Origin of the sequence: Arthrobacter sp. NPDC057009 (genome assembly GCF_042673905.1) — a bacterium.
GTDB lineage: Bacteria > Actinomycetota > Actinomycetes > Actinomycetales > Micrococcaceae > Arthrobacter.
The window spans coordinates 78,867-99,230 of record NZ_JBHUSB010000007.1; the positions used below are offsets into that span (position 1 = coordinate 78,867).

General features: G+C 65.6%; 23 protein-coding genes and 1 tRNA gene. 12 read left to right on the plus strand and 12 right to left on the minus strand.

All coding sequences use genetic code 11. From position 1 onward, the window contains the following. Nucleotides 1–79: 79 nt before the first annotated feature. The 3 genes from ACFTR6_RS09450 to ACFTR6_RS09460 all read right to left on the minus strand — a co-directional run bounded on the left by ACFTR6_RS09450 (nt 80) and on the right by ACFTR6_RS09460 (nt 2,628). Nucleotides 80–1,096 carry an anion permease gene (locus ACFTR6_RS09450; protein ID WP_377957708.1) on the minus strand — a complete coding sequence of 339 codons (1,017 nt, stop codon included), beginning with the start codon at nt 1,094–1,096 and terminating at the stop codon, nt 80–82. Further along, nucleotides 1,097–1,714 carry a nuclease PIN gene (locus ACFTR6_RS09455; RefSeq protein ID WP_087873142.1) on the minus strand — a complete coding sequence of 206 codons (618 nt, stop codon included), beginning with the start codon at nt 1,712–1,714 and terminating at the stop codon, nt 1,097–1,099. It lies immediately after the preceding gene. 254 nt (nt 1,715–1,968) lie between these two features. Continuing rightward, the gene (locus tag ACFTR6_RS09460; protein WP_076799133.1) at nt 1,969–2,628 is read right to left on the minus strand and encodes a hypothetical protein; all 660 of its coding nucleotides are present in this window, start codon (nt 2,626–2,628) and stop codon (nt 1,969–1,971) included. A 245-nt stretch (nt 2,629–2,873) separates the two neighbouring features. Between ACFTR6_RS09460 and ACFTR6_RS09465 the strand changes: the two genes are divergently transcribed. Beyond that, nucleotides 2,874–2,946, plus strand: a tRNA-Lys gene (locus tag ACFTR6_RS09465). 141 nt (nt 2,947–3,087) lie between these two features. Here the strand turns inward: ACFTR6_RS09465 and ACFTR6_RS09470 are convergent. From ACFTR6_RS09470 to ACFTR6_RS09480, 3 genes are all read right to left on the minus strand, one after another. Beyond that, entirely contained in the window at nt 3,088–3,843 is a 756-nt protein-coding gene (locus tag ACFTR6_RS09470) for a hypothetical protein (RefSeq protein WP_087873138.1), read from the minus strand. Next, entirely contained in the window at nt 3,840–4,457 is a 618-nt protein-coding gene (locus tag ACFTR6_RS09475; RefSeq protein ID WP_377957709.1) for a hypothetical protein, read from the minus strand. Before ACFTR6_RS09475 ends, ACFTR6_RS09470 begins: the two co-directional genes overlap by 4 nt. Nucleotides 4,458–4,668: 211 nt before the next feature. Beyond that, complete coding sequence (locus tag ACFTR6_RS09480; protein WP_087873136.1) at nt 4,669–5,367, minus strand: hypothetical protein; 699 nt, start codon at nt 5,365–5,367, stop codon at nt 4,669–4,671. Between the two features lie 115 nt (nt 5,368–5,482). On the opposite strand from ACFTR6_RS09480, the gene ACFTR6_RS09485 reads away from it, so the two are divergent. Next, nucleotides 5,483–5,698, plus strand: coding sequence for a helix-turn-helix transcriptional regulator (locus tag ACFTR6_RS09485; RefSeq protein ID WP_377957710.1), 216 nt, complete (start codon nt 5,483–5,485; stop codon nt 5,696–5,698). A 295-nt stretch (nt 5,699–5,993) separates the two neighbouring features. Here the strand turns inward: ACFTR6_RS09485 and ACFTR6_RS09490 are convergent, their stop codons facing one another. Next, nucleotides 5,994–7,151 (minus strand): S1C family serine protease, encoded by a 1,158-nt coding sequence (locus ACFTR6_RS09490; protein WP_253250395.1) that lies wholly within the window; start codon nt 7,149–7,151, stop codon nt 5,994–5,996. A 129-nt stretch (nt 7,152–7,280) separates the two neighbouring features. Continuing rightward, nucleotides 7,281–8,630, minus strand: a complete 1,350-nt coding sequence (locus ACFTR6_RS09495; protein WP_377957819.1) for a glutamyl-tRNA reductase — start codon at nt 8,628–8,630, stop codon at nt 7,281–7,283. Between the two features lie 470 nt (nt 8,631–9,100). Here ACFTR6_RS09495 and ACFTR6_RS09500 point away from each other — a divergent pair, with 470 nt between their 5' ends. From ACFTR6_RS09500 to ACFTR6_RS09545, 10 genes are all read left to right on the plus strand, one after another. Continuing rightward, nucleotides 9,101–10,108: a LacI family DNA-binding transcriptional regulator gene (locus tag ACFTR6_RS09500; protein WP_377957711.1), complete on the plus strand. Its 1,008-nt coding sequence runs from the start codon at nt 9,101–9,103 to the stop codon at nt 10,106–10,108. A gap of 88 nt (nt 10,109–10,196) precedes the next feature. After that, on the plus strand, nt 10,197–10,766 hold the full coding sequence (locus tag ACFTR6_RS09505; protein WP_377957712.1) for a cysteine hydrolase family protein: 570 nt from the start codon (nt 10,197–10,199) through the stop codon (nt 10,764–10,766). Nucleotides 10,767–10,855: 89 nt separating this feature from the next. Next, nucleotides 10,856–11,158 (plus strand): urease subunit gamma, encoded by a 303-nt coding sequence (locus ACFTR6_RS09510; RefSeq protein ID WP_377957713.1) that lies wholly within the window; start codon nt 10,856–10,858, stop codon nt 11,156–11,158. An 8-nt stretch (nt 11,159–11,166) separates the two neighbouring features. Beyond that, nucleotides 11,167–11,514 (plus strand): urease subunit beta, encoded by a 348-nt coding sequence (locus ACFTR6_RS09515; RefSeq protein ID WP_377957714.1) that lies wholly within the window; start codon nt 11,167–11,169, stop codon nt 11,512–11,514. Next, nucleotides 11,511–13,241 carry an urease subunit alpha gene (gene ureC / locus ACFTR6_RS09520; protein ID WP_377957715.1) on the plus strand — a complete coding sequence of 577 codons (1,731 nt, stop codon included), beginning with the start codon at nt 11,511–11,513 and terminating at the stop codon, nt 13,239–13,241. The genes ACFTR6_RS09515 and ureC overlap by 4 nt, the downstream gene beginning before the upstream one ends. 9 nt (nt 13,242–13,250) lie before the next feature. Next, nucleotides 13,251–13,727, plus strand: coding sequence for an urease accessory protein UreE (gene ureE / locus ACFTR6_RS09525; RefSeq protein ID WP_377957716.1), 477 nt, complete (start codon nt 13,251–13,253; stop codon nt 13,725–13,727). Continuing rightward, on the plus strand, nt 13,708–14,427 hold the full coding sequence (locus ACFTR6_RS09530) for an urease accessory protein UreF (protein WP_377957717.1): 720 nt from the start codon (nt 13,708–13,710) through the stop codon (nt 14,425–14,427). Before ureE ends, ACFTR6_RS09530 begins: the two co-directional genes overlap by 20 nt. A 26-nt stretch (nt 14,428–14,453) precedes the next feature. Next, a complete protein-coding gene (ureG, locus tag ACFTR6_RS09535) occupies nt 14,454–15,071 on the plus strand; it encodes an urease accessory protein UreG (protein ID WP_377957718.1) in 618 nt (205 codons plus the stop codon). Beyond that, a complete protein-coding gene (locus ACFTR6_RS09540; protein WP_377957720.1) occupies nt 15,068–15,958 on the plus strand; it encodes an urease accessory protein UreD in 891 nt (296 codons plus the stop codon). The genes ureG and ACFTR6_RS09540 overlap by 4 nt, the downstream gene beginning before the upstream one ends. Next, nucleotides 15,958–17,037: a HoxN/HupN/NixA family nickel/cobalt transporter gene (locus tag ACFTR6_RS09545; RefSeq protein WP_377957721.1), complete on the plus strand. Its 1,080-nt coding sequence runs from the start codon at nt 15,958–15,960 to the stop codon at nt 17,035–17,037. The genes ACFTR6_RS09540 and ACFTR6_RS09545 overlap by 1 nt, the downstream gene beginning before the upstream one ends. On the opposite strand, the gene ACFTR6_RS09550 is transcribed toward ACFTR6_RS09545, so the two are convergent. The 4 genes from ACFTR6_RS09550 to ACFTR6_RS09565 all read right to left on the minus strand — a co-directional run bounded on the left by ACFTR6_RS09550 (nt 17,034) and on the right by ACFTR6_RS09565 (nt 20,361). After that, on the minus strand, nt 17,034–17,420 hold the full coding sequence (locus tag ACFTR6_RS09550) for a VOC family protein (RefSeq protein ID WP_377957722.1): 387 nt from the start codon (nt 17,418–17,420) through the stop codon (nt 17,034–17,036). The genes ACFTR6_RS09545 and ACFTR6_RS09550 overlap by 4 nt on opposite strands. 5 nt (nt 17,421–17,425) lie before the next feature. Beyond that, nucleotides 17,426–18,430, minus strand: a complete 1,005-nt coding sequence (locus tag ACFTR6_RS09555; protein WP_083706252.1) for a carbohydrate kinase — start codon at nt 18,428–18,430, stop codon at nt 17,426–17,428. 93 nt (nt 18,431–18,523) lie between these two features. Further along, nucleotides 18,524–19,318, minus strand: coding sequence for an ATP-binding cassette domain-containing protein (locus ACFTR6_RS09560; protein WP_377957723.1), 795 nt, complete (start codon nt 19,316–19,318; stop codon nt 18,524–18,526). Next, on the minus strand, nt 19,315–20,361 hold the full coding sequence (locus ACFTR6_RS09565) for an ABC transporter permease (protein WP_377957724.1): 1,047 nt from the start codon (nt 20,359–20,361) through the stop codon (nt 19,315–19,317). The genes ACFTR6_RS09560 and ACFTR6_RS09565 overlap by 4 nt, the downstream gene beginning before the upstream one ends. Nucleotides 20,362–20,364 lie beyond the last annotated feature (3 nt).

A 20,364-nucleotide genomic window follows, 5' to 3' on the forward strand; every position in this document is an offset into this window, starting at 1 on the left:
CACACATCGATTGCTCCGTAACTGCCCTAATGGACCTTCAAAAAGGCAGGTACGGAGCAATCGTTGTTAAAGGCTGTGCTTAGCTGCTGATCAGCGGGGAGAGAGCCAGTTCGAGGATGAACGCCCCGGCGGCGGTGGTTACCGGAGTCAGGACCCACAGTGCCAGGATCCGGGTAACCAGCTTCCGGTCGCTGGTGGCGAACTGCTGGTTTTCCCCTGCACCGAGCACTGAGGACGTGACGGTGTGGGTGGTGGACACGGGCCAGTGCAGCCCGATGGCGCCAATGAACAGCATGAGCGCGCTAAAGCCCTGTGCCACCACGCCGCGCAGCGGATCGATCCGGGTCAGGCGGTAGCCAATGGTGTGCGAGATGCGCCAGCCGCCGAACATCGTGCCGGCCGTGATCGTGGCCGCGGACAGCAGCGCCACCCACAGGGGAATCGAGCCGCCGTCGGAATAGCCGGCAGCCAGCAGCGCAAGGATGAGTACCGCGCTGACCCGCTGGCCGTCCTGCAGCCCGTGGCCAAAGGCCACGGCGCCGGCGGCGATGGACTGGGCGGCCCGGAACCGCTTGTTGACCACGCTCGGCTGGGTGTAACGCGCGGCCCAGGTGACGGGAAACACCAGCAGGTAGGCGCCGATGAAGGCGATAAGAGGCGAGAAGATCAGGGGGAGGACCACCTGGAACAGGAGCGACTGGTCCACGCCGCCCACTGAATTGCCGCCCACCACCACACTGGCGGTTCCGGCCCCCGCGAGTCCGCCCACCAAGGCATGCGTGGAGGAGGAGGGAACGCCCCGCCACCAGAGGAAAATCCCCCAGGCGCACGCGCTGGCGAGGCCGGCGGCGATGATGGTCAGTCCGCTGTTCCCCGGCGGGAGGGAAATCCAGTTCTGGCTGATGGCCACGGCCAGACCGGCGCTGAGAAAGGCGCCGATGAGGTTGAACAGGGCGGCCAGCAGTACGGCCACGGTGGGGGTCAGGGCGCGGGTGCGCACGGCCAGGGCCACGGACGTGGACACGTCCCGAAAACCGTTGAGAAAGGAAAAAGCCGAAGTGAGGAGCACCACCAGGGCGAAGATGGCCAGCGTCACTCAGGATTCCTTGACGATGATGCTGCCTACCTGGGTGGCGATCCGGCGCATGTCCTTGGTGACGTCGACCAGCTGGTTGGCGACGTCCCGGTGGCGGGCGTACTGGGCGGACTTCATGTCCTTGAGCATGTCCGCGACCCAGATCCGGTGCGTCCGTTCGGCCCGCTTGGCCAGCCGAAGGACCTCGATCCAGTAATCCTCAAGGTCGTCCAGGTTGTTCAGCCGGCGCATGGCCTCGGCTGTCAGCTCGGCCTGGCGGCTGATGATCTCCAGTTGGTCGGCCGCGCGCTTCGGCAGCCGGTCCAGGCTGTACAGCGCCACCAGCTCGGCCGCCGCATCCAGCCTCTCAATGGCTTCGTTCAAACTTTGGGAGAGGGCGTACATGTCCTCGCGCGGGAGCGGATTCACGAAGCTGGTGCGCATGTGCGTCAGGAGGGCGAAGTGCAGCTCGGCCGATTTTGCCTCGTGGTTGTGCATGTCCTCCACCAGCCGGTTGTGCTCAGTGGCCGGGGCGCCGAGGATTTCCGCCATGGTGGCGCTGGCAAAGACTATCTGCCTGGCCAGCTGCGCAAGCAGGTTCAGGCCTGCGGATTCCTGGGGAAAAAGGCGCAGCTTCATGAGTACCGGTCTCCGGAGGATGGTCAGGGCGGGACGCCGCGGGAGTTTGACTTGACGTCCGAGCCGCAGCTAGTCAGTACTTTACCGGCACCTGCATTGGGGCATGAAAATGGTGCCGAACCGGATACGCCTCTCGGCGGTAGGCCGCTCTAGGCGGCTAAATGTTGAAGCCCGGGGGTTTCGCGGTTCGGCACCAGTTTCAGTGTTCTACTTTGGCTTGGCCAAGTCAACATTGACAGATCGGGCCTGATGGGTCAGTCAAGCTCACCCAGCCGCCAGGCGTTGGCGGCATGTTCCAGGTCCTCTGCCGTCTTCACGAGCAGGTGTGAGTTGCGCGTCAGCTTGCGTGCGTGGCTCTCGTTTGAATGCTCCGCACCGTCCGCGAGCGTGGCCTGGCCCAGGGCCACCACACGGCAGAACGCGGCGGACCGCTCCAGCGCAACGTCGAAGTCGCCGTCGAAGGCGCCGGACAGGATCGCGTCCGCCATGCTCCTCATTTCATCGGCGCCCGGCGGTTCGGCCGCGCCGGCCACCACATGGGAGACCTGCGCCGTGTCCTTGCCGGCCTTGAAATAAACGGAGATGCGCTCGGGATCCTGCACTGTTGCCGCGCGCAGGGCGTACAGCCGCCACAGCGCACCGGGCAGCGAGCGTGCCGGGCTTTCCGCCCACATTTCCGCAATCGCCTCAAGGCCCTGCTCGTCGGCCAGCTTGACCAGCCGTTTGGTGATGACGGGATCATCGCTGTCCCGGCCATGGCGCACCAGGGCCTGGGCGGCCAGGTGCGCAGCTTCCGAGACACGCGCCGGATCGGCGCCGCCTGCGAAAGGTTCAAAATCAATGGGCGCAAAAGGCTTCGGTTTGTGGTGCCGCTCCGCCCCGCCCGGGCCGCTGGTTCCTGCTTTCTGGCTCATGGTCCCACGCTACTCCTGCACGGAACCGGAATCGAGCGTCCTTATCCAGTGCACTCTCATCCACATCCGGCAGCCATGCCTGCCCAAAACCCTTTGCCGGTTCCCGGAAAGGACACGTTCGACGGCGGCGGCGGGGCGCCGTGCAGAAGTCGCCATTGTCTGCGGTACAGTATTAAACGTCCAGAAATGGACTGGAACTGTTTCGCGTGTGCAGGCTGTTGAAGTCCGCATTAAGCAGGCAGTTTGGGCCTTTAGCTCAGTTGGTAGAGCATCGGACTTTTAATCCGTGGGTCGTGGGTTCGATCCCCACAGGGCCCACTCTTTTAGCGAAGAGTGGAAACCCCCAATTCCTTGCAAATACAGGGAATTGGGGGTTTTTTGCATCCGGTGCCGGTGCCGGTGCCGGTGCCGGTGCGGTGCCCGACCCTGTCAGAGGGTGCCCACCCAACGGAAACCCAACTAATTGAAGTCATCTGGTTCTACGAGACCCGCTTGGGACAGGCGAGCAAACAGTTGAGCCCCCAAAGTCGTCGCATGGATCGACTGCCCAAAGGCATCGGGAACGCCCGAATGCACGCCCGCCACGCCGGCCGAAGCCAGTAACCCGGCAGCCAGCAAGTCCTGAACCAGGGGTAGGACGGCCTCGCCAAGCCCAAGCCTCTCACCTACCTCTTCGACCGTGTGAGGATCAGCTTTCCTGCCCCACAGGGTGGATCCCGTGCCCATTGTCCCGGTGTGTTCCAGGAACAGGCCGAGTATGCGGATGTGTGGAGGCTCGACAACAGAAACAATTCTGATCCAGACGCTCTCGAGATCGAGGACGGCGTCATCGGCGAGGATCGCTCCCAGAGACTGGCCGAGCGTGGCGGCCTTGCCGGGCAAGCGGGACCTCCTGGCGGCATCGATGGCTTCCGTAGCCAGCAGGACCAGATCATCGCGTTCGATTAGCTCCCGAACGACTTCCTCCGCCGACAAGGAACTCTCTTTGCTGGCCGCCGCCAAGACTTCGGACGTTCGGACCTCCTGCAGGGTGTTGAGTCGTTCACCCACGGCCTGAAGGGCCGCTCCTGCCCCAGCCAGAGGTATCGCCGCCGCGGGATAGGCCGCGCTGAGGAAAGCGACGGCGGAGGCTAGCGTCCCCTTTCCCGTCGCCCCCAGCCCGTATTGGTGGGGGAGCGGATCATCTGATGGATGCCCGTCGGCGTGGTTGGTCATTTCAAGGCCTCGTCGTCCGAGGCTTGTTCGGCTTCCTCCGGCGGCCGACGCAAGCGGCGCGCCAAGTCGTGCAGTTCGGCTAAAGGAATGTCGCCCAAATTCAGGGCACCGAACAGGATGCGTCCTGAACTCTGCAGCTTGAAACGTTCAAGCAGCGCTGTCGGTACCTTGATACCGCTTGGGCGGGTGTCCAGCCCGCCATGGATAAGGTAACGGTTACCTGAGCCCAAGTCGCTCAGTTCTTTATGCAGGGCGATGCCGTCCCAAGTGTGTGGCGATTGGCCGACGCGGATTCCGGCGAGATCAAGTTCATCGGCCCTTGCCACGAGGGCAAGCAATTGGAACTGTGTCCATGTCAGTGACTCGGCGGTTCGGATGAGCCAATGGGACGCGGTCGCTGTCATGGCGGGATCGCAGGAGATGTATGCGTAGGCGCTGCCCATGAACGGAATCTTCCGCTCCTCTGGGTCGCGCTGTGCGGCCACTAGCACGGCTTCAAATGTCTCCTGAGCGGCAGGGGCAAAGCCACCTCGCGCTTCCCAGAACGAGTCTTGCCGAATCTCCATGCCGGCGTCGAGGTTCCGTTTAACAGCTTCTGTCGCATAAGCAACCACTGACTCAACGCGGCGACGCTCCCTCGCCCCTAGGAGCCGGGAGAGAACTGACCGGCCGGTCTCCTCAATAATCGGAGCAACGAGTGCTCCAGTGACTGCTCCAGTGGGGCCGGCGACAGCGTGTCCGGTGATAGCACCAGCAAGCGACCCGAGCAGATTACTTATCCCTGCGGCCATGTCTTCAGGTCCGGTCCTCGGACTATTCATTTGTTCACCTCCGCAGTTCACCTATGCTCTGAACGATGCGGCCCAACATCTTATGGAGGCTGGCCTCTCCGGCAGACAAGCGGGGACTTGGGTTTGGTCCTGTCGAAGCCGCCGGCGTGAGTCCGATGCTCTCGTTGCTGATGACATAGGTGTCCTCGTACTGAGGATTTGATGGGTCCTGGCTGGTGTACCTAAGAGTCAAAGTTGCCGTTCGCGGCATGCCGTCAACCTCAGGGCCGCCGTCAGACCTTGTAGTGCCCGGCATGGCATCTATGCGCCAGAACGAGCGCAAATTAACGCCTGGAGGAAGTGTCTGTCTGGTAGAGAACATCTTCTGAAGCTCCCTAACAATCGTGTCGTGGTTCTCGGGCCAATCGTCCGTTTCGATGGTGAGGTCTACTGCGCTGGACCTGCCTGAGTTGCTCACTATTAGGTCCCAGCAACTGGGCCCCCCGAGGCCGGGCACAATGCGGGCGTGGACAAAGGGGCGTGTCTGCTCGATACTGTCGAGCTTTATCTGGAGCTGGGCCTCCCGCGCTTGCTCCAGAGATTTCTTCGCGGTGTGCCACGCTGCAATGGCCCCTACAAGCAGCCCCAAGGTTAAGACGGCAGTGGCAATGGATCCTGCGGCTGACCACCATGCGGCGTGCGCGGCTGATTCGGCTATCTCGGCCGACCTTCGGGCAAGTTCTTCGGGAGTCATGGGTTCATCTTGCCTTACCGAAAGTGCCCATGGGTTACCAGGGAACCTCTCCCAGGCTCGCTCAAGAACTTGTCAGGTCCGCGGGAGCAACTGAATAGCACTGTAACTTGCCTGCATGACTAGCAAGATACCTAGCCGCGAGCCTGACCTAACCGTTAGAGAAGTCGCTGAAGCGATCCACCTCAACCCGGAGACGGTCCGGATCCTGGCCCGGCAGGGCGTGTTCCCGAAGCCGTATAAGACCGGCGCCGGCAAGTCCACGGCCCACATCCGGATCCCATGGGCCGACGTCGAGGCATACCGCAAGAAGCAGCCGAGGGTACATGGGTAGTAGCCAACGTTTACCCAACGAAAACGACGATAGACGGTGAACAACGATGGGCAACCATCGGAGGGCGTTGCCCGGTTTTACCTCGTAAATACGGGCTTTCTTGATGACAGCGAAAGACAGGGACAATTCCCGCCAGCTAATCCGTGGGTCGTGGGTTCGATCCCCACAGGGCCCACTCTTTTAGCGAAGAGTGGAAAGTCCCCGGCTTCCTGGCAACAGGAATCCGGGGACTTTTTATATCCGCCCACGCACTGTCCGGGACCGTGCACTGTTCGGGACAGGGAGCCGGATCCACCTAGGGCGCCGGCCGGGCAGTGAGCTCCACCTTGGTTTCCTGCGTCTCCGTACCCCTGCGGTACTCCACTGTGACGGTCTGCCCCGGGCTCTTGCTGCGGAGCGCGGCGAGCAGGCTCTCCGGCGACGCCAGTTCGTCGCCGTCGAGCCTGACGAGCACATCGCCTGGCCGGATGCCGGCTTTTGCCGCCGGGCCGCCGTCCGGAACGGAGAGTGCGAGCGCCCCGCGGGTGTCCGGAAGTCCCAACTGGTCGGCGATCTGCTGGGTGATTTCGCCGAGCGACAGCCCGATGAAGGCATGGTCCGCCGTACCGTCCTCCCGCAGCTGGTCTGCCACCTTGACCGCAGTGGCGGCCGGAATGGCAAAGCCGAGGGCGACTGCACCAGCGGACGGAGGGATGTAGGCCTCGCTGATGCCTATCACCTCGCTTCTGCTGTTGACCACGGCGCCGCCCGAATTGCCCGGACTTATTGCGGCGTCGGTCTGGATCAGGTCCACCAGCGACTGGCTGCTTGAGGCAGAGCCGGGAATTTCGCGGTGCAGGCCGGAGATGATGCCTGCCGTCGCGGTGTTCTCAAATCCAAGCGGTGACCCGATGACCACGGCCAGTTCACCGATCCGCGGAAGGTCCGACTGGAACTTGGCGGCCGGCAGTCCCGTCCGTTTTGCCTCCACGAGTGCCAGATCGGAGATTGGGTCCGTGGCGCGGACGGTGCCGGCAACGCGCCTGCCGTCGGCAAAGGCCACTTCCACGCCGGTGTTACCGCGCACCACGTGCTCATTGGTGAGGATCAGGCCGTCCTCCGAGTAAACGACGCCGCTGCCCAGGCCTCCGTCCCTGGTAAAGATGGTCACCACTGAAGGCTGGACGTTGCTGACGATCGTGGGGATGTCCGCTGCTGCCTGCGGGAGAGCCAGGCCTGCCCCTCCCTTAGCGGCTCCGCCCTGCGAACGCTGACTTGACTGTGGCGTGCCGCGGGCGCTGCCGTCCGCCGTGGTTTGTCCGGGGGCCGTGGATTCACCGGGTGTTGTGCCCGGCCCGGGCACTGTGCTTTGCCCCGGCGCCGTGCACCCGGCTGCTGCGAGCGCCAGCAGCGCCGAGGCCACAAGGCACCGGGATTTGTAAGCGTGGTGGGAAGCGGTTGGCCGGGGTGCCATGGGACTTCCTCTCTGTGCCGGCAGGCGGGGAGTGCTTGGAAGGCTGGTTCAAACGTAGTCCTCCCAAGGAGCCGCTGCCAGAGGAAATTTGGCCCGCAGTATCCGCAGCCCAGACGAGCCGCCCGGGGCTTAGCTCGCGGCTGGGAGGCTGGCCTCAGGGCCCGTTGCCTCTTGGCACTTCCGTTCCGGGCAGCCCTGCTGGCTCCTGGTCTCGCACGCACCGGACTCACTCGCACCGGGTTCGTTCGCACTGGGCTCGTTAGCACCGGGCTCCACCTGCAGCCCGAACAGCGCCTCAAGGGCGGCGGTGTACTCCTCATGCCGGCCGCCCGCGGCCAGCTCGCGTGCCCTCGTGGTGGGCACGTGCAGGAGCTGGCGCACCACCCGCCGCAGGGCGAATTCCACCGCTTCTGCCGTGGCCGTGCAGCCGTGCTGGTTCTTCACCCGCGCCACTTCGCCCGCCAGGACCGACTGCATGTGGTCACGCAGCGCTACGATCGCCGGATCCAGAAGCCGCGCCTGCCTTTCCTCCTCGAACCTCGCAGCGGCCAGCCGGACAAGCTCACGCGCCTGGCGGACCACAGCCGTCTGTTCAGGCGGCGAAGCCAGCAGCACATGCTCCAGCGTGATGAGGTCCAGCCCGGGCAGTTCGCCCACATCGCGCTGAAAGTCGCGGCTTAAAGCGAGGTCGACGACGGCGAGCGGGCCGGCGGTGTCCCGCCGGAAGGACCGGAAGTCGCGGGAGCTGAGCCGTGGTCCCCGGCCGCTGCAGCCGATCACCACATCCGCGCCGCGGATGGCGTCCGGCAGGTCCTCGGAGTACAGGGCGGTGGCGCCCCGTGCCGATGCAAAGGCCTCAGCCCGTCCGGACCAGGAAAAAACAGACACCGCCGGGCACGCCCTGGCCGCCAGAAGCGCCAGGGTGGAACCGGCGTAGGCGCCGGTGCCGATGACCACCACGGACAGGCCGGAAAGGTCTTTGCGTCCGAGCGTGGACAGGGCAAGGTCCAGCGCAACGGACACCATGGAGCGGCCGGCCTCACCCAGGGACGTCAATGATCCGACCTCGCGGGCGGTGCGGGAGGCTGCCTGGAAGAGCCGGACCAGGGGGCTGCTGGCCGCTTTGGCGTCCTGGGCGGAGGCAAGCGAGCGGCGAAGCTGCCCGGCAATTTCCCGTTCGCCCACCACTGCCGAGTCAAGGCCGGCGCCCACCGCGAAGAGATGCTCGGCCATGGCGGTGCCCGACAGACAGCGAAGTGCCCGGCCGAGCTCGGCCGGGGAAACACCTGAGCAGGTGCTGATGACAGCGAGTACCCGCTCCCTGGCGCTTTCCGGATCCGCGCCCGGAGCGACGTCGCAGTACACCTCGAACCGGTTGCAGGTGGAGAGCACGACCGCCCCGGCCACGCCGTCCACGCCCGCAATAACCTCGGAAGTAATGCGGACGGGTCCCGAGCCGAGACGGGCTACGAACTCCAGGCCGGATCCCCGGCCCTCCGCGCCGCCAACCGCTTCGAGACCCCCGTCTGCCCACCGGGAAACGGATCCCCGGTGGGCAGTGCGGGCGTGGTGGGAAACCACAAGAGCAAACTGCCGTTCCGTCGGGGATAATCCCTCGATCGACCCCCCTGCGCCCTGCAACAATTCGGCCCCCTTCCGCCGCAATTTTCCCCACCTGTCCTGCCGCGTCACCTGGTGGCCGCCCCGGCTGGTGGCACCGCGCGGCCACCGCTTCCGGACCGGTCCCGCCGGTGGCCGCCGCTTATCTGGACACCGCCGGTTATCGCTGGGACCAGGTGCCGTCGCCTAACCCCAGAGCCAAGAGACCTTGCAGAAAGGTTCGGGGACGCACCTTGGGAAATTCTTGGCGGGCGGGCCGGCCAGCAGTCTGCAACGATGTATCGAAAGATGTTTGCGAGAACGATGGTCTGCCGCGAAAGGTGCCTTGCATGGCCGTGACAATGAACGATGTTGCCCGTGCGGCCGGAGTCTCTCTGAAAACCGTGTCGAATGTGCTCAACAACTATGAGTTCATCAGGCCGGCTACCCGGCAGAAAGTGCTCGAGGCCATCTCCGAGCTTGGCTATGAGGCCAACCTGACCGCCCGGAGCCTGCGTTCCGGAAAGTCCCGCATGCTGGGCCTGGTGGTGTCCGACCTTTCCGTGCCGTACTACGCAGAGCTTGCTTCCAAACTCATGACCGCGGCCGCGGCCCGGGACTACCGGGTTCTGGTGGAGCAGTCCTCGGCGACCCGGGCCAACGAGCTCAGCGCCCTGCACGGATCCCTAAGCCAGCTGACGGACGGGCTCCTGTTCACCCCTTTGGTGCTCGACGCGGACGCTGTGGCGGCAGCACGGCGCGGAACCAAACCTCTCGTGATGCTCGGCGAGCATATCGACGACCCGCGGTTCGACCTCGTCACCATGAAGAACGTGGGCGCGGCCAAGGCTATGACAGCCCACCTGCTGGCGGGAGGCCGCCGTCGTATTGCCGTTATCGGTGCCGCACCCGCGGACAGTTTCGGTTCGCCCGGCCTTCGGCTGGCCGGGTACCGGGAGGCATTGGCCGAGGCCGGCGTCGACTTTGATCCGGCCCTGATTGTGCCCGCGGACTGGCGCCGTGACGGTGGCGCGTCGGCAGTGGGGCGCCTGCTTGAGGGCGGCCAGCTGTTCGACGCTGTCTTCGGATTAAACGACGCGCTGGCTCTTGGCGCGCTGCATGAGCTGCTGATCCGGGGGATCAGGGTTCCCGAGGATGCAGCCGTGGCCGGGTTCGATGACATTGATGAGGCGCGGTTCTCGTCACCGTCGCTGACAACGGTTGCGCCGGGCATGGACGAGATCGCCGAGCGGTCGGTGCAGCTGCTGATCGACCGCATCGAGGGGACCGAGAAGACTTCCGGTGGTGTGCATATGGAAGCGCAATTCGAGCTGCGGATCCGTGCTTCCGCCCCTTAGGCCTGCGGCCCCCGTTTAACGGTGCGCGTTTCGCAGGGTGCACGTACGGGTACCTCACCAGAACCGGCAGCGGAAGGAAAGGTGACTCATGATTGCCCTGCTCATTATCGACATGCAGAATGCGTTCTTCGAAGCGCCGGAACTGGCAGACCAGCAGGAGCGGGTGGTCAGCTCCTGTAACAGGCTCCTTGAGGGGTTCACGGCCTCGGGACACAAGGCGCTGCTGGTCGGCACCGAGCACGAGCGGGACAAGTCCACCTGGACGCTGAGCATGCTGGACGACGACCAGGGCTTCATTTTCCGCGGGAGCAAGCAGGCGGAGGCTGTGCCGGGCCTCGCCACCGACGGCCTGCCGCAGCTGAGCAAGACGCGGGACAGCGCCTTTGTGGGCACCGATCTGCTGTCCCGGCTGCGGAACTGGGGCGCGGACGAAGTGGTGCTGGCCGGCGTCTCCACGCACAACTGCATCGCCCAGACGGCTGCGGACGCCTTCGCCCACAACATCCGGGTTACGTACGCGGAGGACGCCATGGCCTCGGAGGACAACCAGGACGCCGCGGACATGCTGCGCATCCTGTCCACCACGTACCGGCAGCCCGTTCAGTCGAGCGACGAAATCCTCGCCCGAATCAGGGACGCAGCCAGCGGCGGCCGCTGAGCCTGACCTGACACTCCCGAAACGTGGCTGAAACGAATGGGGCTTAGTCTGGGTCCCACGTCGTCCCGCAGGCCATTGAAGGGATCCCCATGCATTTGCTGCCCCGTGAGCAGGAGAAGCTCATGATCGTGGTCGCTGCCGACCTCGCCCGCAGGCGCCAGGCACGCGGACTCAAACTGAACTACCCCGAAGCCGTTGCGATCATCAGCTATGAGCTGATCGAGGGGGCCCGGGACGGCCGCACCGTGGCCGAACTCATGAGCTACGGCACCACGCTGCTCGCCCGCGACGACGTCATGGAGGGCGTGCCGGAGATGATCCACGAGGTCCAGATCGAGGCCACCTTTCCGGATGGCACCAAGCTGCTCACCGTCCACAATCCCATCCGATAGGGGAGGCCATGATTCCCGGAGAGTATGTCCTGCGTCCTGAACCGCTGGTCATCAACCGTGGCCGGGAGGCGATCGACGTCGTCGTCCTTAACACCGGCGACCGGCCGGTCCAGGTGGGCTCGCACTACCACTTCGCGGAGGCGAACCCGGCGCTGGAATTCGACCGCGACGCCGCTTACGGGCGCCGCCTGGACATCCCCGCGGGAACCGCCGCACGGTTCGAACCGGGCGACAGGAAGACCGTCCGGCTGGTCAGGCTGGCCGGGAGCCGTGAGGTCCACGGACTCAGCAACGCCGTGAACGGCCGCCTCGACGACGGCAGCGACACCGGTGACCAGGACGGGAGTGCGCGATGAGCTTCGAATTGTCCCGCAGGCAGTATGCGGACCTTTACGGCCCGACGACGGGCGACGCCATCCGCCTGGCGGACACCGGGCTGTTCCTCGAGATCGAGAATGACCTCACCAATTACGGCGAGGAAGTGGTGTTCGGCGGCGGCAAGGTCATCCGGGACGGCATGGGCCAGAACGGCCAGGCCACGCGGGATGAGGACGTTCCGGATACGGTCATCACCAACGTTGTGGTGCTGGACTACACCGGCATCTACAAGGCCGACGTCGCGCTGAAGGACGGCCACATCTTCAGGATCGGCAAGGCCGGAAACCCGCAGATCTCCGACGGCGTGGACATCGTCATCGGCGCCAGCACCGAAATCATCGCGGGGGAACGCAAGATCCTCACCGCCGGTGGAGTGGATAGCCACATCCACTTCATTTCCGCAGGCCAGGTGGCCGCTGCCCTCTGCAGCGGCGTCACCACCATGGTCGGCGGCGGAACCGGGCCCGCTGAAGGCACCAAGGCCACCACAGTCACCCCTGGAAAATGGCACATCCAGCGCATGCTGCAGGCAGCAGAGGGGCTTCCCGTCAATATCGGGCTGCTGGGCAAGGGGCACGCTTCGGCCGTCGAGCCGCTGGCCGAGCAGGTCCGGGCAGGCGCGGTGGGCCTGAAGGTCCATGAGGACTGGGGTTCCACCACGTCCTCAATTGACACCTCGCTGAAGGTGGCGGACCAATATGACGTGCAGGTGGCCATCCACACGGACACGCTGAACGAATGCGGCTTCGTTGAGGACACGATCCGGGCCATCGGCGGCCGCGTCATCCACACGTTCCACACAGAGGGCGCAGGGGGCGGGCACGCTCCGGACATCATCAGGATTGCCGGCCTGCCGAACGTGCTTCCGGCCTCCACCAACCCCACTTTGCCCTACACCCGCAACACCATCGAAGAGCACCTGGACATGCTCATGGTGTGCCACCACCTCAATCCGGACATTCCTGAGGATGTGGCGTTCGCCGATTCCCGCATCCGTGCCGAGACCATCGCCGCGGAGGACGTCCTGCAGGACCTCGGCATCTTCGCCATCACGTCGTCTGACTCCCAGGCCATGGGGCGCGTGGGCGAGGTAATTACGCGCACCTGGCAGGTGGCGGACAAGATGAAGAAGCAGCGGGGAGTCCTCAAGGACCCCACCGGTGCCGCCCACGGAAGCGCAGACAGCGACAACTTCCGGCTGAAGCGCTACGTGGCGAAGTACACCATCAACCCGGCCATCGCGCAGGGCATGGCTGATGCCATCGGTTCGGTGGAGGAGGGCAAGTTCGCCGACCTGGTGCTCTGGGATCCGGCGTTCTTCGGTGTGAAGCCCGAACTGGTCCTCAAGGGAGGCCAGATCGCCTACGCCCTGATGGGCGACGCCAACGCGTCCATCCCCACGCCCCAGCCGCGCACCATGCGGCCCATGTTCGCCACCCACGGCAGGGCGCTGCAGAAGTCGTCCATCACGTTCCTGTCCCAGGCAGCGATCGACGCGGGCGTGCCCGGGGAACTGGGGCTGGAGAAGATCGTCCGGCCCGTTTCCGGCATCCGCACCCTGAACAAGGCGGACCTGAAGTTCAACGACGCCACGCCCGACATCCAGGTGGATCCGGAAACGTACAGGGTGAGTGTGGACGGGGACGAGGTCACCTGCGAACCGTCGGACGTGCTGCCCATGGCGCAGCGGTACTTCCTCTTCTAGGAGCTTCACGTGATCATCGACAAGATCCTCGGCAACCTGCACGACGAGCCTGCGGACTCCTACTTCGGCATGCACCGTGAAAAGGTGGTGCTGCCGAGCACCCAGTTGGTCAAGCGCATCCAGCGCGTCACCACCGATCACGGCAAGGAAATCGGCATCAGGCTTCCTGCCGGCTCGCCGGACCTTCGTGACGGCGACGTGCTGCACGTGGCCGATACCAACGTCATCATCATTTCCGTGCTGCCCACCGACGTTCTGGTGATCGCACCCCGGACCATCCATGAAATGGGCATCGTGGCGCATTCCCTCGGCAACCGGCACCTGCAGGCACAGTTTTTCGATGCGTCGTCCGAATACGGTGCCGAGGTCATGGTGTGCCAGTACGACCACACTGTCGAGGACTATCTCAAACACGTCGGAGCACCCTACGACCGCCAGGAACGCGTGATGCCAGTGCCTTTCCGCCATGCCGAACACACGCACTGACTCCCTCGAGCCGGTTCCGGCTCCGGCGGGTGTGCCCAGTTACCAGCTGGCGCTGCGGCAATTGACTGATTCCGCGCTTCCTACCGGGGCGTTCGCGCACTCGCTTGGGTTTGAGACCTACATTGAGCGGGGGCTCGTGCGCGATGAGGAGTCTTTTGCGAGGTGGCTGCGGGCGTTTCTCTCGCAGCAGCTGACCTATTCCGATGCGTTGGCCATGCGGTTCGTGTATGAGGGCGTTCCTGTTGCTGAACTGGATGGGTTGCTGACCGCCCAGCTTTTGCCGCGCCAGGTGCGGGAGGCCAGCGTCAAGATGGGCAACCGGCTGATCGAAATCGGGGTGGAGGTGTTTCCGTCGCCGGAGCTGGCGGAGTACCGGGCGCTGGTGAGCGCGGGCTGGTCCGTCGGCCATCAGCCGCTGGCTTTCGCCGTCGTCGCCCGTTCCCTGGGGGTTCCGCCGGCTGAGGCGATTGCCGCCTATCTGTTCGCGACCGTCACTTCACTGACGCAAAATGCTGTGCGGGCCATCCCGCTTGGGCAGTCCGCGGGCCAGCGGGTGCTGCGGAAAGCGCACGACGGCGTTGCTGCCGCCGTCGAGCGGGCCGCCCGCCTGGCGCCGGACGACTTCGGGGCGGTCAGCCCCGGACTGGAAATCTCGCAGATGAGGCATGAGCGCCAGCGTGCCCGCATGTTCATGAGTTAACTGTGCTTTTGACTTAGGAGGACAAGATGACTGAACCCATCAAGATCGGCATCGGCGGCCCGGTCGGCGCCGGCAAAACCCAACTCGTGGAGCGGCTCACGCGCCACATGAGCGCAGAGATCTCCATGGCCGCGATCACCAACGACATCTACACGATCGAGGACGCCAAAATTTTGGCCGCCAATGGCATCCTGCCCGAGGACCGCATCATCGGCGTCGAAACCGGCGGCTGCCCGCACACCGCCATCCGCGAAGACACGTCCATGAACACGGCAGCCGTCGAGGAGCTCAGGCAGCGGCACCCGGACCTGCAGGTGATCTTCGTGGAATCCGGCGGCGACAACCTCTCCGCCACCTTCAGCCCCGAGCTGGTGGACTTCTCGATCTACATCATCGACGTCGCCCAGGGGGAGAAGATCCCGCGCAAGGCCGGCCAGGGCATGATCAAGTCCGACCTCTTCATCATCAACAAGACAGACCTCGCCCCGCACGTGGGCGCCGACCTCGCCATCATGGAACGCGACTCCAAGGAATTCCGCGGCACCAAACCCTTCTGCTTCACCAACCTCAAAACCGACGAAGGCCTCGAGCACGTCATCAACTGGATAAGGCGTGACGTCCTGATGCTCGACCTGGCCGAATGACCACGACGGCGAGAGTGCCACCCGCCGGCCGCGCCGCCTCAGCCGGCCCGGTACCAATGGGGGAACTCGCTTTGCGCATCGCCGAGCGTGCCGGCCGGTCCTTCGCGGCGCATCAGTTTCACCGGGGCGCCCTGCGGGTTTTGCGGCCGCATTACTTGGACGAGTCTGGGCAGGTCTGCTACGTCGTGGTGAATCCGGGCGGCGCCTACCTTGGAGCCGATCTCTACCTGATGGATGTGGAGGTGGGGGACGGGGCCGACCTGCTGCTCACCACGCAGTCCGCCACGAAGATCTACCGCACTCCGGGTTCATTCGCGGAGCAGCGGATGGCCATCCGGCTCGGCGAGGGGTCCCGGCTGGAGCTGGTGCCGGACCAGATCATCGCCTACCGGGAGGCGAGCTACCGGCAGAACACCCACATCACGGTGCGCCCGACGTCGAGCCTGGTAATGGCAGAGGTCATCACCCCGGGGTGGTCCCCCGACGGGGGCTCCTTCCGGTACGAGGAGTTGCGGCTCCGCAACGAGATCCACGTCGAGGCAAACGGGGGAACCAGGCTGCTCGCCCTGGACAACCTGCTGGTCCGCCCGCCGCTCGATGACGTCACCGGCACGGGCTTCATGGAAGGCTACAGCCACCTTGGTTCGCTGGTGGTGGTGGATGCCCGCGTGGACCAGGCGCTCGCTGACGAACTGCACCGGCTGGCGGCAGGGTTCGACGCCTACACGGGGGTTTCGCTCGGTGCCACAATGGACGGCATCACAGCGCTGGTGCTCCGGTCCCTGTCCCACAGCACCGAGAAACTCAATGCCCTGTTGGGTGGCTGCGGCAACCTTCTCCGTCAGCGCTGGTACAGCCAGGCGCCCCTGAACCTGAGGAAGTACTGATGCGTGCCCTGACCCAGGTCGCCGCCATGTACCGCGAGCGTGAGCAGTTGCCGCTCCGGACGCGGCTGCTGGCCACGTTCACTGCGGTGGGCCTCCTGCACCTTGCCACCGCCGTGCTCCTGGTTGCCGGCACCGCAGCATCGGGGCAGCCGCTGGCGTCCGGGCTCGTGCTCACGGCCTACCTGGCCGGGATCAAGCACAGCTACGACTGGGACCACATCGCCGCAATCGACAACTCCACCCGCAAGTTCGTAGCCCAGCGGCAGGATCCCATAAGCGTGGGATTCGCCTTCAGCCTGGGGCACAGTTCCGTGGTGATCCTGGCCGGTGCCCTGGTGGTTTCGGGAGTGTCGCTGGCGGGGAGGTTCATGACCGAGGGCAGCACAGGCAACCTTGCCCTGGGGCTGATCGGCAGCGGCGCATCCGGCCTCTTCCTGCTAACCATGGGGATCTTCAACGGCTCGGCGTTTCTCAGTGCCGCCAGGTCCTACCGCAGGGTCCGCGGCGGCGGAACAGTGCTGCCCGGCGAGCTCGAAGCCAAGGGCTTTATAGCCCGCCTTATGGCCCGGCCTCTGTCAAAAGTGCGTCGGCCCAGGAACGTGTACGTGATCGGGTTCCTGTTCGGGCTCGGTTTTGATACGGCCACCACCATCGGACTCCTGATGATGACGACGGCGGCTTCCCTGGTGGGCGTTTCGCCCGCAGCGCTGCTGGCCCTGCCACTCGCTTTCACCGCAGCCATGACCCTGTGCGACACGACGAATGGCGTTGCCATGATGCGGATGTACAGATCGGCCATCCACGATCCCTTGCGGAAGCTCGGGTTCAACGCCGTCATCACCGGGCTCTCGGCCCTGTCCGCACTCTTCGTTGCCCTGATAACCCTCGGCAGCTTTTTCAATGAGGCGTTCAGGCTGGAGGACCCCGTAACTGCCTGGCTGGGCAGCATAGACCTGGGTGATGCCGGTCTGCTGCTGGTGGCTGCCTTCCTGCTGCTGTGGGGTGCAGCGGGTTTGCAGGGGCGGCGGAAAAGCGCCCGGTGCCGGCGTGCCGCGGCTGTTGCAGCCCGTCGCACCTAGGACTGGATGGGCTCCAACCGCCGGCGCAGGAGGCAGAACTCGTTGCCTTCAGGGTCGGCCAGGACGTGCCACTGCTCGTCGCCGGTCTGCCCGACGTCGGCGGGACGGGCTCCGATCGCGAGCAGCCGTTCCAGCTCGGCGTCCTGGTCCCGGTCGACGGGATTGACGTCGATGTGCAGCGGGAGCTTTCCTCTCCGCGAATCGCTGCTGGGGCTCAGGATGATGGTGGGCTGCAGGCCGCCGAACCCGGCGTCGGGCGGGCCGATCTCGATCGCACCGTCCTCCCGGTCAAGTTCGACGTAGCCGAGCACCTCGCACCAGAACCGCGCGAGGAGTTCGGGGTCGGCGCAGTCGAGGACAAGTTCGCTGATACGGCATGCCATGGGAGTCAGTGTACGGAAGCGCCCGCCGCAGAGCCGGTAAGGACAACCGCGTCCTCGGACAGGTCGGCCAGAAGCTCGGCCACCGTGGGCGGGTTGGCTCCCGGCCGGCCAACGGTGATCGCGGCTGCCTTCGAGGCAGTGCGGCCCAGTGTTTCCAGCACGGCCGGGGCCAGGCCGTCCGATCCGCGCGCCAGCAGTCCATAGATCAGCGCCGCCATGTACGAATCGCCGGCGCCGATGGTGTCGGCCACCGTGGACCGGACGGCCGGCACCTCCAGCTGCAGCTCCGGTGTGGCCAGCAGCGACCCTTCGGAGCCGCGGGTGACCACCGCGAGTCCCGCACCCAGCTCCAGGATCCGGGCGGCAGCATCCTCAAGCTGCCGGCCGGGGTACAGCCAGCGGGAATCCTCGTCGCTCAGCTTGACCACGTCGGTGAGCGGAACCAGCTCTTCAAACATCGTCCGGGCTTCGGCCTGGCTGCCAAGCAGTGCCGGGCGCACGTTGGGGTCATAGGTCACCAGGCATTCGCGGTGCGCCCGTTCCAGGAGGGTCCGGACCGCCGCCGCCCCCGGTGCCAGAAAGGTGGCGATCGAGCCGGTGTGGAGCACCTTGGGAAGGGACGCCGGTGCCGCTTGCGGCAAATCCCAGCGGATGTCGAAGTCGTAGGTGGCCGAGCCGTCGGCAGCCAGTGTGGCGGTGGCCGTCGCCGTCCTCCCCGGTGTCCTGGAGCCGGGCAGGAGTGCGACGCCGGCGCGCTGCAGGTGCGCCTCGATGGCCTGGCCGCGGTCGTCGTCGCCGATGGAGGTGAGGAGCGCGGTCCGGATGCCGAGCAGGCCCAGCCCGTAGGCAACGTTCGACGGCGATCCGCCGGGGTGCTCGACGGTTCCGTCGGGGGATGCAACGACATCGACCAGCGCTTCACCGACGACAATGACTTCCGCCGTTGCCGTCCGGGATGCGAGGTTGGCGGTTCCGGAACTGCTGGTGCCTGCGTTGGAGATGGGGATCACGGTGGGGCCTTTCAGGGAGCCGTCCGCGGACCGGCTTCGGCCCGCGGACGGAGGTTGGTGCTGGGTATTGGGGTGGTTGGGTGTTGCCTGTGGTCAGGCGGTGGCGGCGCCCGTCATGATGGCCACGGCATCAGTCATGCTGTGGGACTGCGGGGTGATGGTGGCAGCGCACTTGCCCAACCGCTGAATGTGGATCCGGTCCGCCACGTCAAACACGTGCGGCATGTTGTGGCTGATCAGGATCACCGGCAGCCCCCTGTCCCGCAGGTCGCGGACCAGCTGCAGGACCTGGTTGGATTCCCGGACGCCGAGGGCCGCGGTGGGTTCGTCCAGGACCACCACCTTCGAGCCGAACGCCGCGGCGCGGGCCACGGCCACCGCCTGGCGCTGGCCGCCGGACAGGTTCTCCACCGGCACGGTCACATCCTGGAGTGTCGAGATGCCCAGCCGGGTCAGCTCCTCCTTCGCCTTGCGTCGCATGCCCTTGGTATCCAGGACGCGGAAGAGCTTGCCCAGCGGGCCGGCCAGCCGTTCCTCGCGGCCCAGGAACAGGTTGGAAGCGACGTCCAGCGCCGGCGACACCGCGAGGTTCTGGTAGACGGTTTCGATGCCGTGGGCGCGGGCGTCCTGCGGCCGCCGGAAATGCACGGCCTGCCCGGACACCTTCAGCTCGCCGGAGTCGGGCACCTCGGCGCCCGTGAGGCATTTGATGAGGGTGGATTTGCCGGCCCCATTGTCGCCGATGACCGCCAGGACCTCGCCCGGGTAAAGGTCCAGGCTGACGCCGTCCAGGCCCACCACGCGTCCGAAGGTCTTGACGAGGTTCCTGGCCTGGAGGATCGGCTGGCGGACCTCGGTGCCGGCTGGCTGCATGTCAGTGGCGGTCATGATTTCACCTTTCGGATCCACTGGTCGATGGACACAGCGAGGATGATGAGGACGCCGACGGCGAGGGTCTGGTACAGGACGTCGAGTCCGGCCAGGGACAGGCCGTTGCGGAAGACGCCCACGATCAGCGCGCCGAGGAGGGTACCCCAGACGGAGCCGCGGCCGCCGAAGAGGCTGGTTCCGCCAATCACGACGGCGGTAATGGAGTCGAGATTCAGGTCCACCCCCGCGTTCGGGCTGGCTGCGTTCGTCCGGCCGATCTGAAGCCAGGCACCCATGGCCAGGACGGCTCCGGCGGCGAGGTAGACACTCATGAGGACCCGGTTGACGGGAATGCCGGCCAGGCGGGCAGCTTCCTTGTCGTCACCGACGGCGTAGACGTGCCGACCCCAGGCCGTCTTGCCCAGGATGAAGGCCACCGCGACGTAGAGCAGGAGCATCATGACCACCCCGGTGGAGATGCGCACCGGTCCCAGGGGGAACGTGCTGCCGGTCCAGGTGAGCAGGGCGGGCATGCTGGATCCGCGGACGGTGGAACCGCCGGAGTACAGCAGCGTGACGGCGATGAAGATGTTGAGCGTCCCGAGGGTGACGATAAACGGCGGAAGCTTGAACCTGGTGACGAGGAAGCCGTTGAGGGCGCCGGCTCCGAGGCCCACCACGAGCCCGGTCAGCAGGGCGAGCGGGGCGGGAATGCCGCCGCCCACGGCGAGCTGCGCCACCACCATGGATGAGAGGATCATGACGGCACCGACGGAAAGGTCGATTCCCGCGGTGAGGATGATGAGTGTCTGCGCGATCGCCAAGGTTCCCACCACGGAGACCTGCTGGGTGATCAGGGAGAGGTTTTCGAACCGCAGGAACCGGTCGTTGAGGAGGCCGAAGACCACCACCGCCACGAGCAGCACGATGGCCGGGCTGAGGGCGGGATACCGGTGGAGGACGTTGCGGACCCGGCCGAGCGTGGTCTGGCGGTCGAGGAATTCCTCGGCCAGGTCGCCGTGCCCGGTGGCGGGCGGACCGGCCGTCTGTTGCTGGGTCATGTT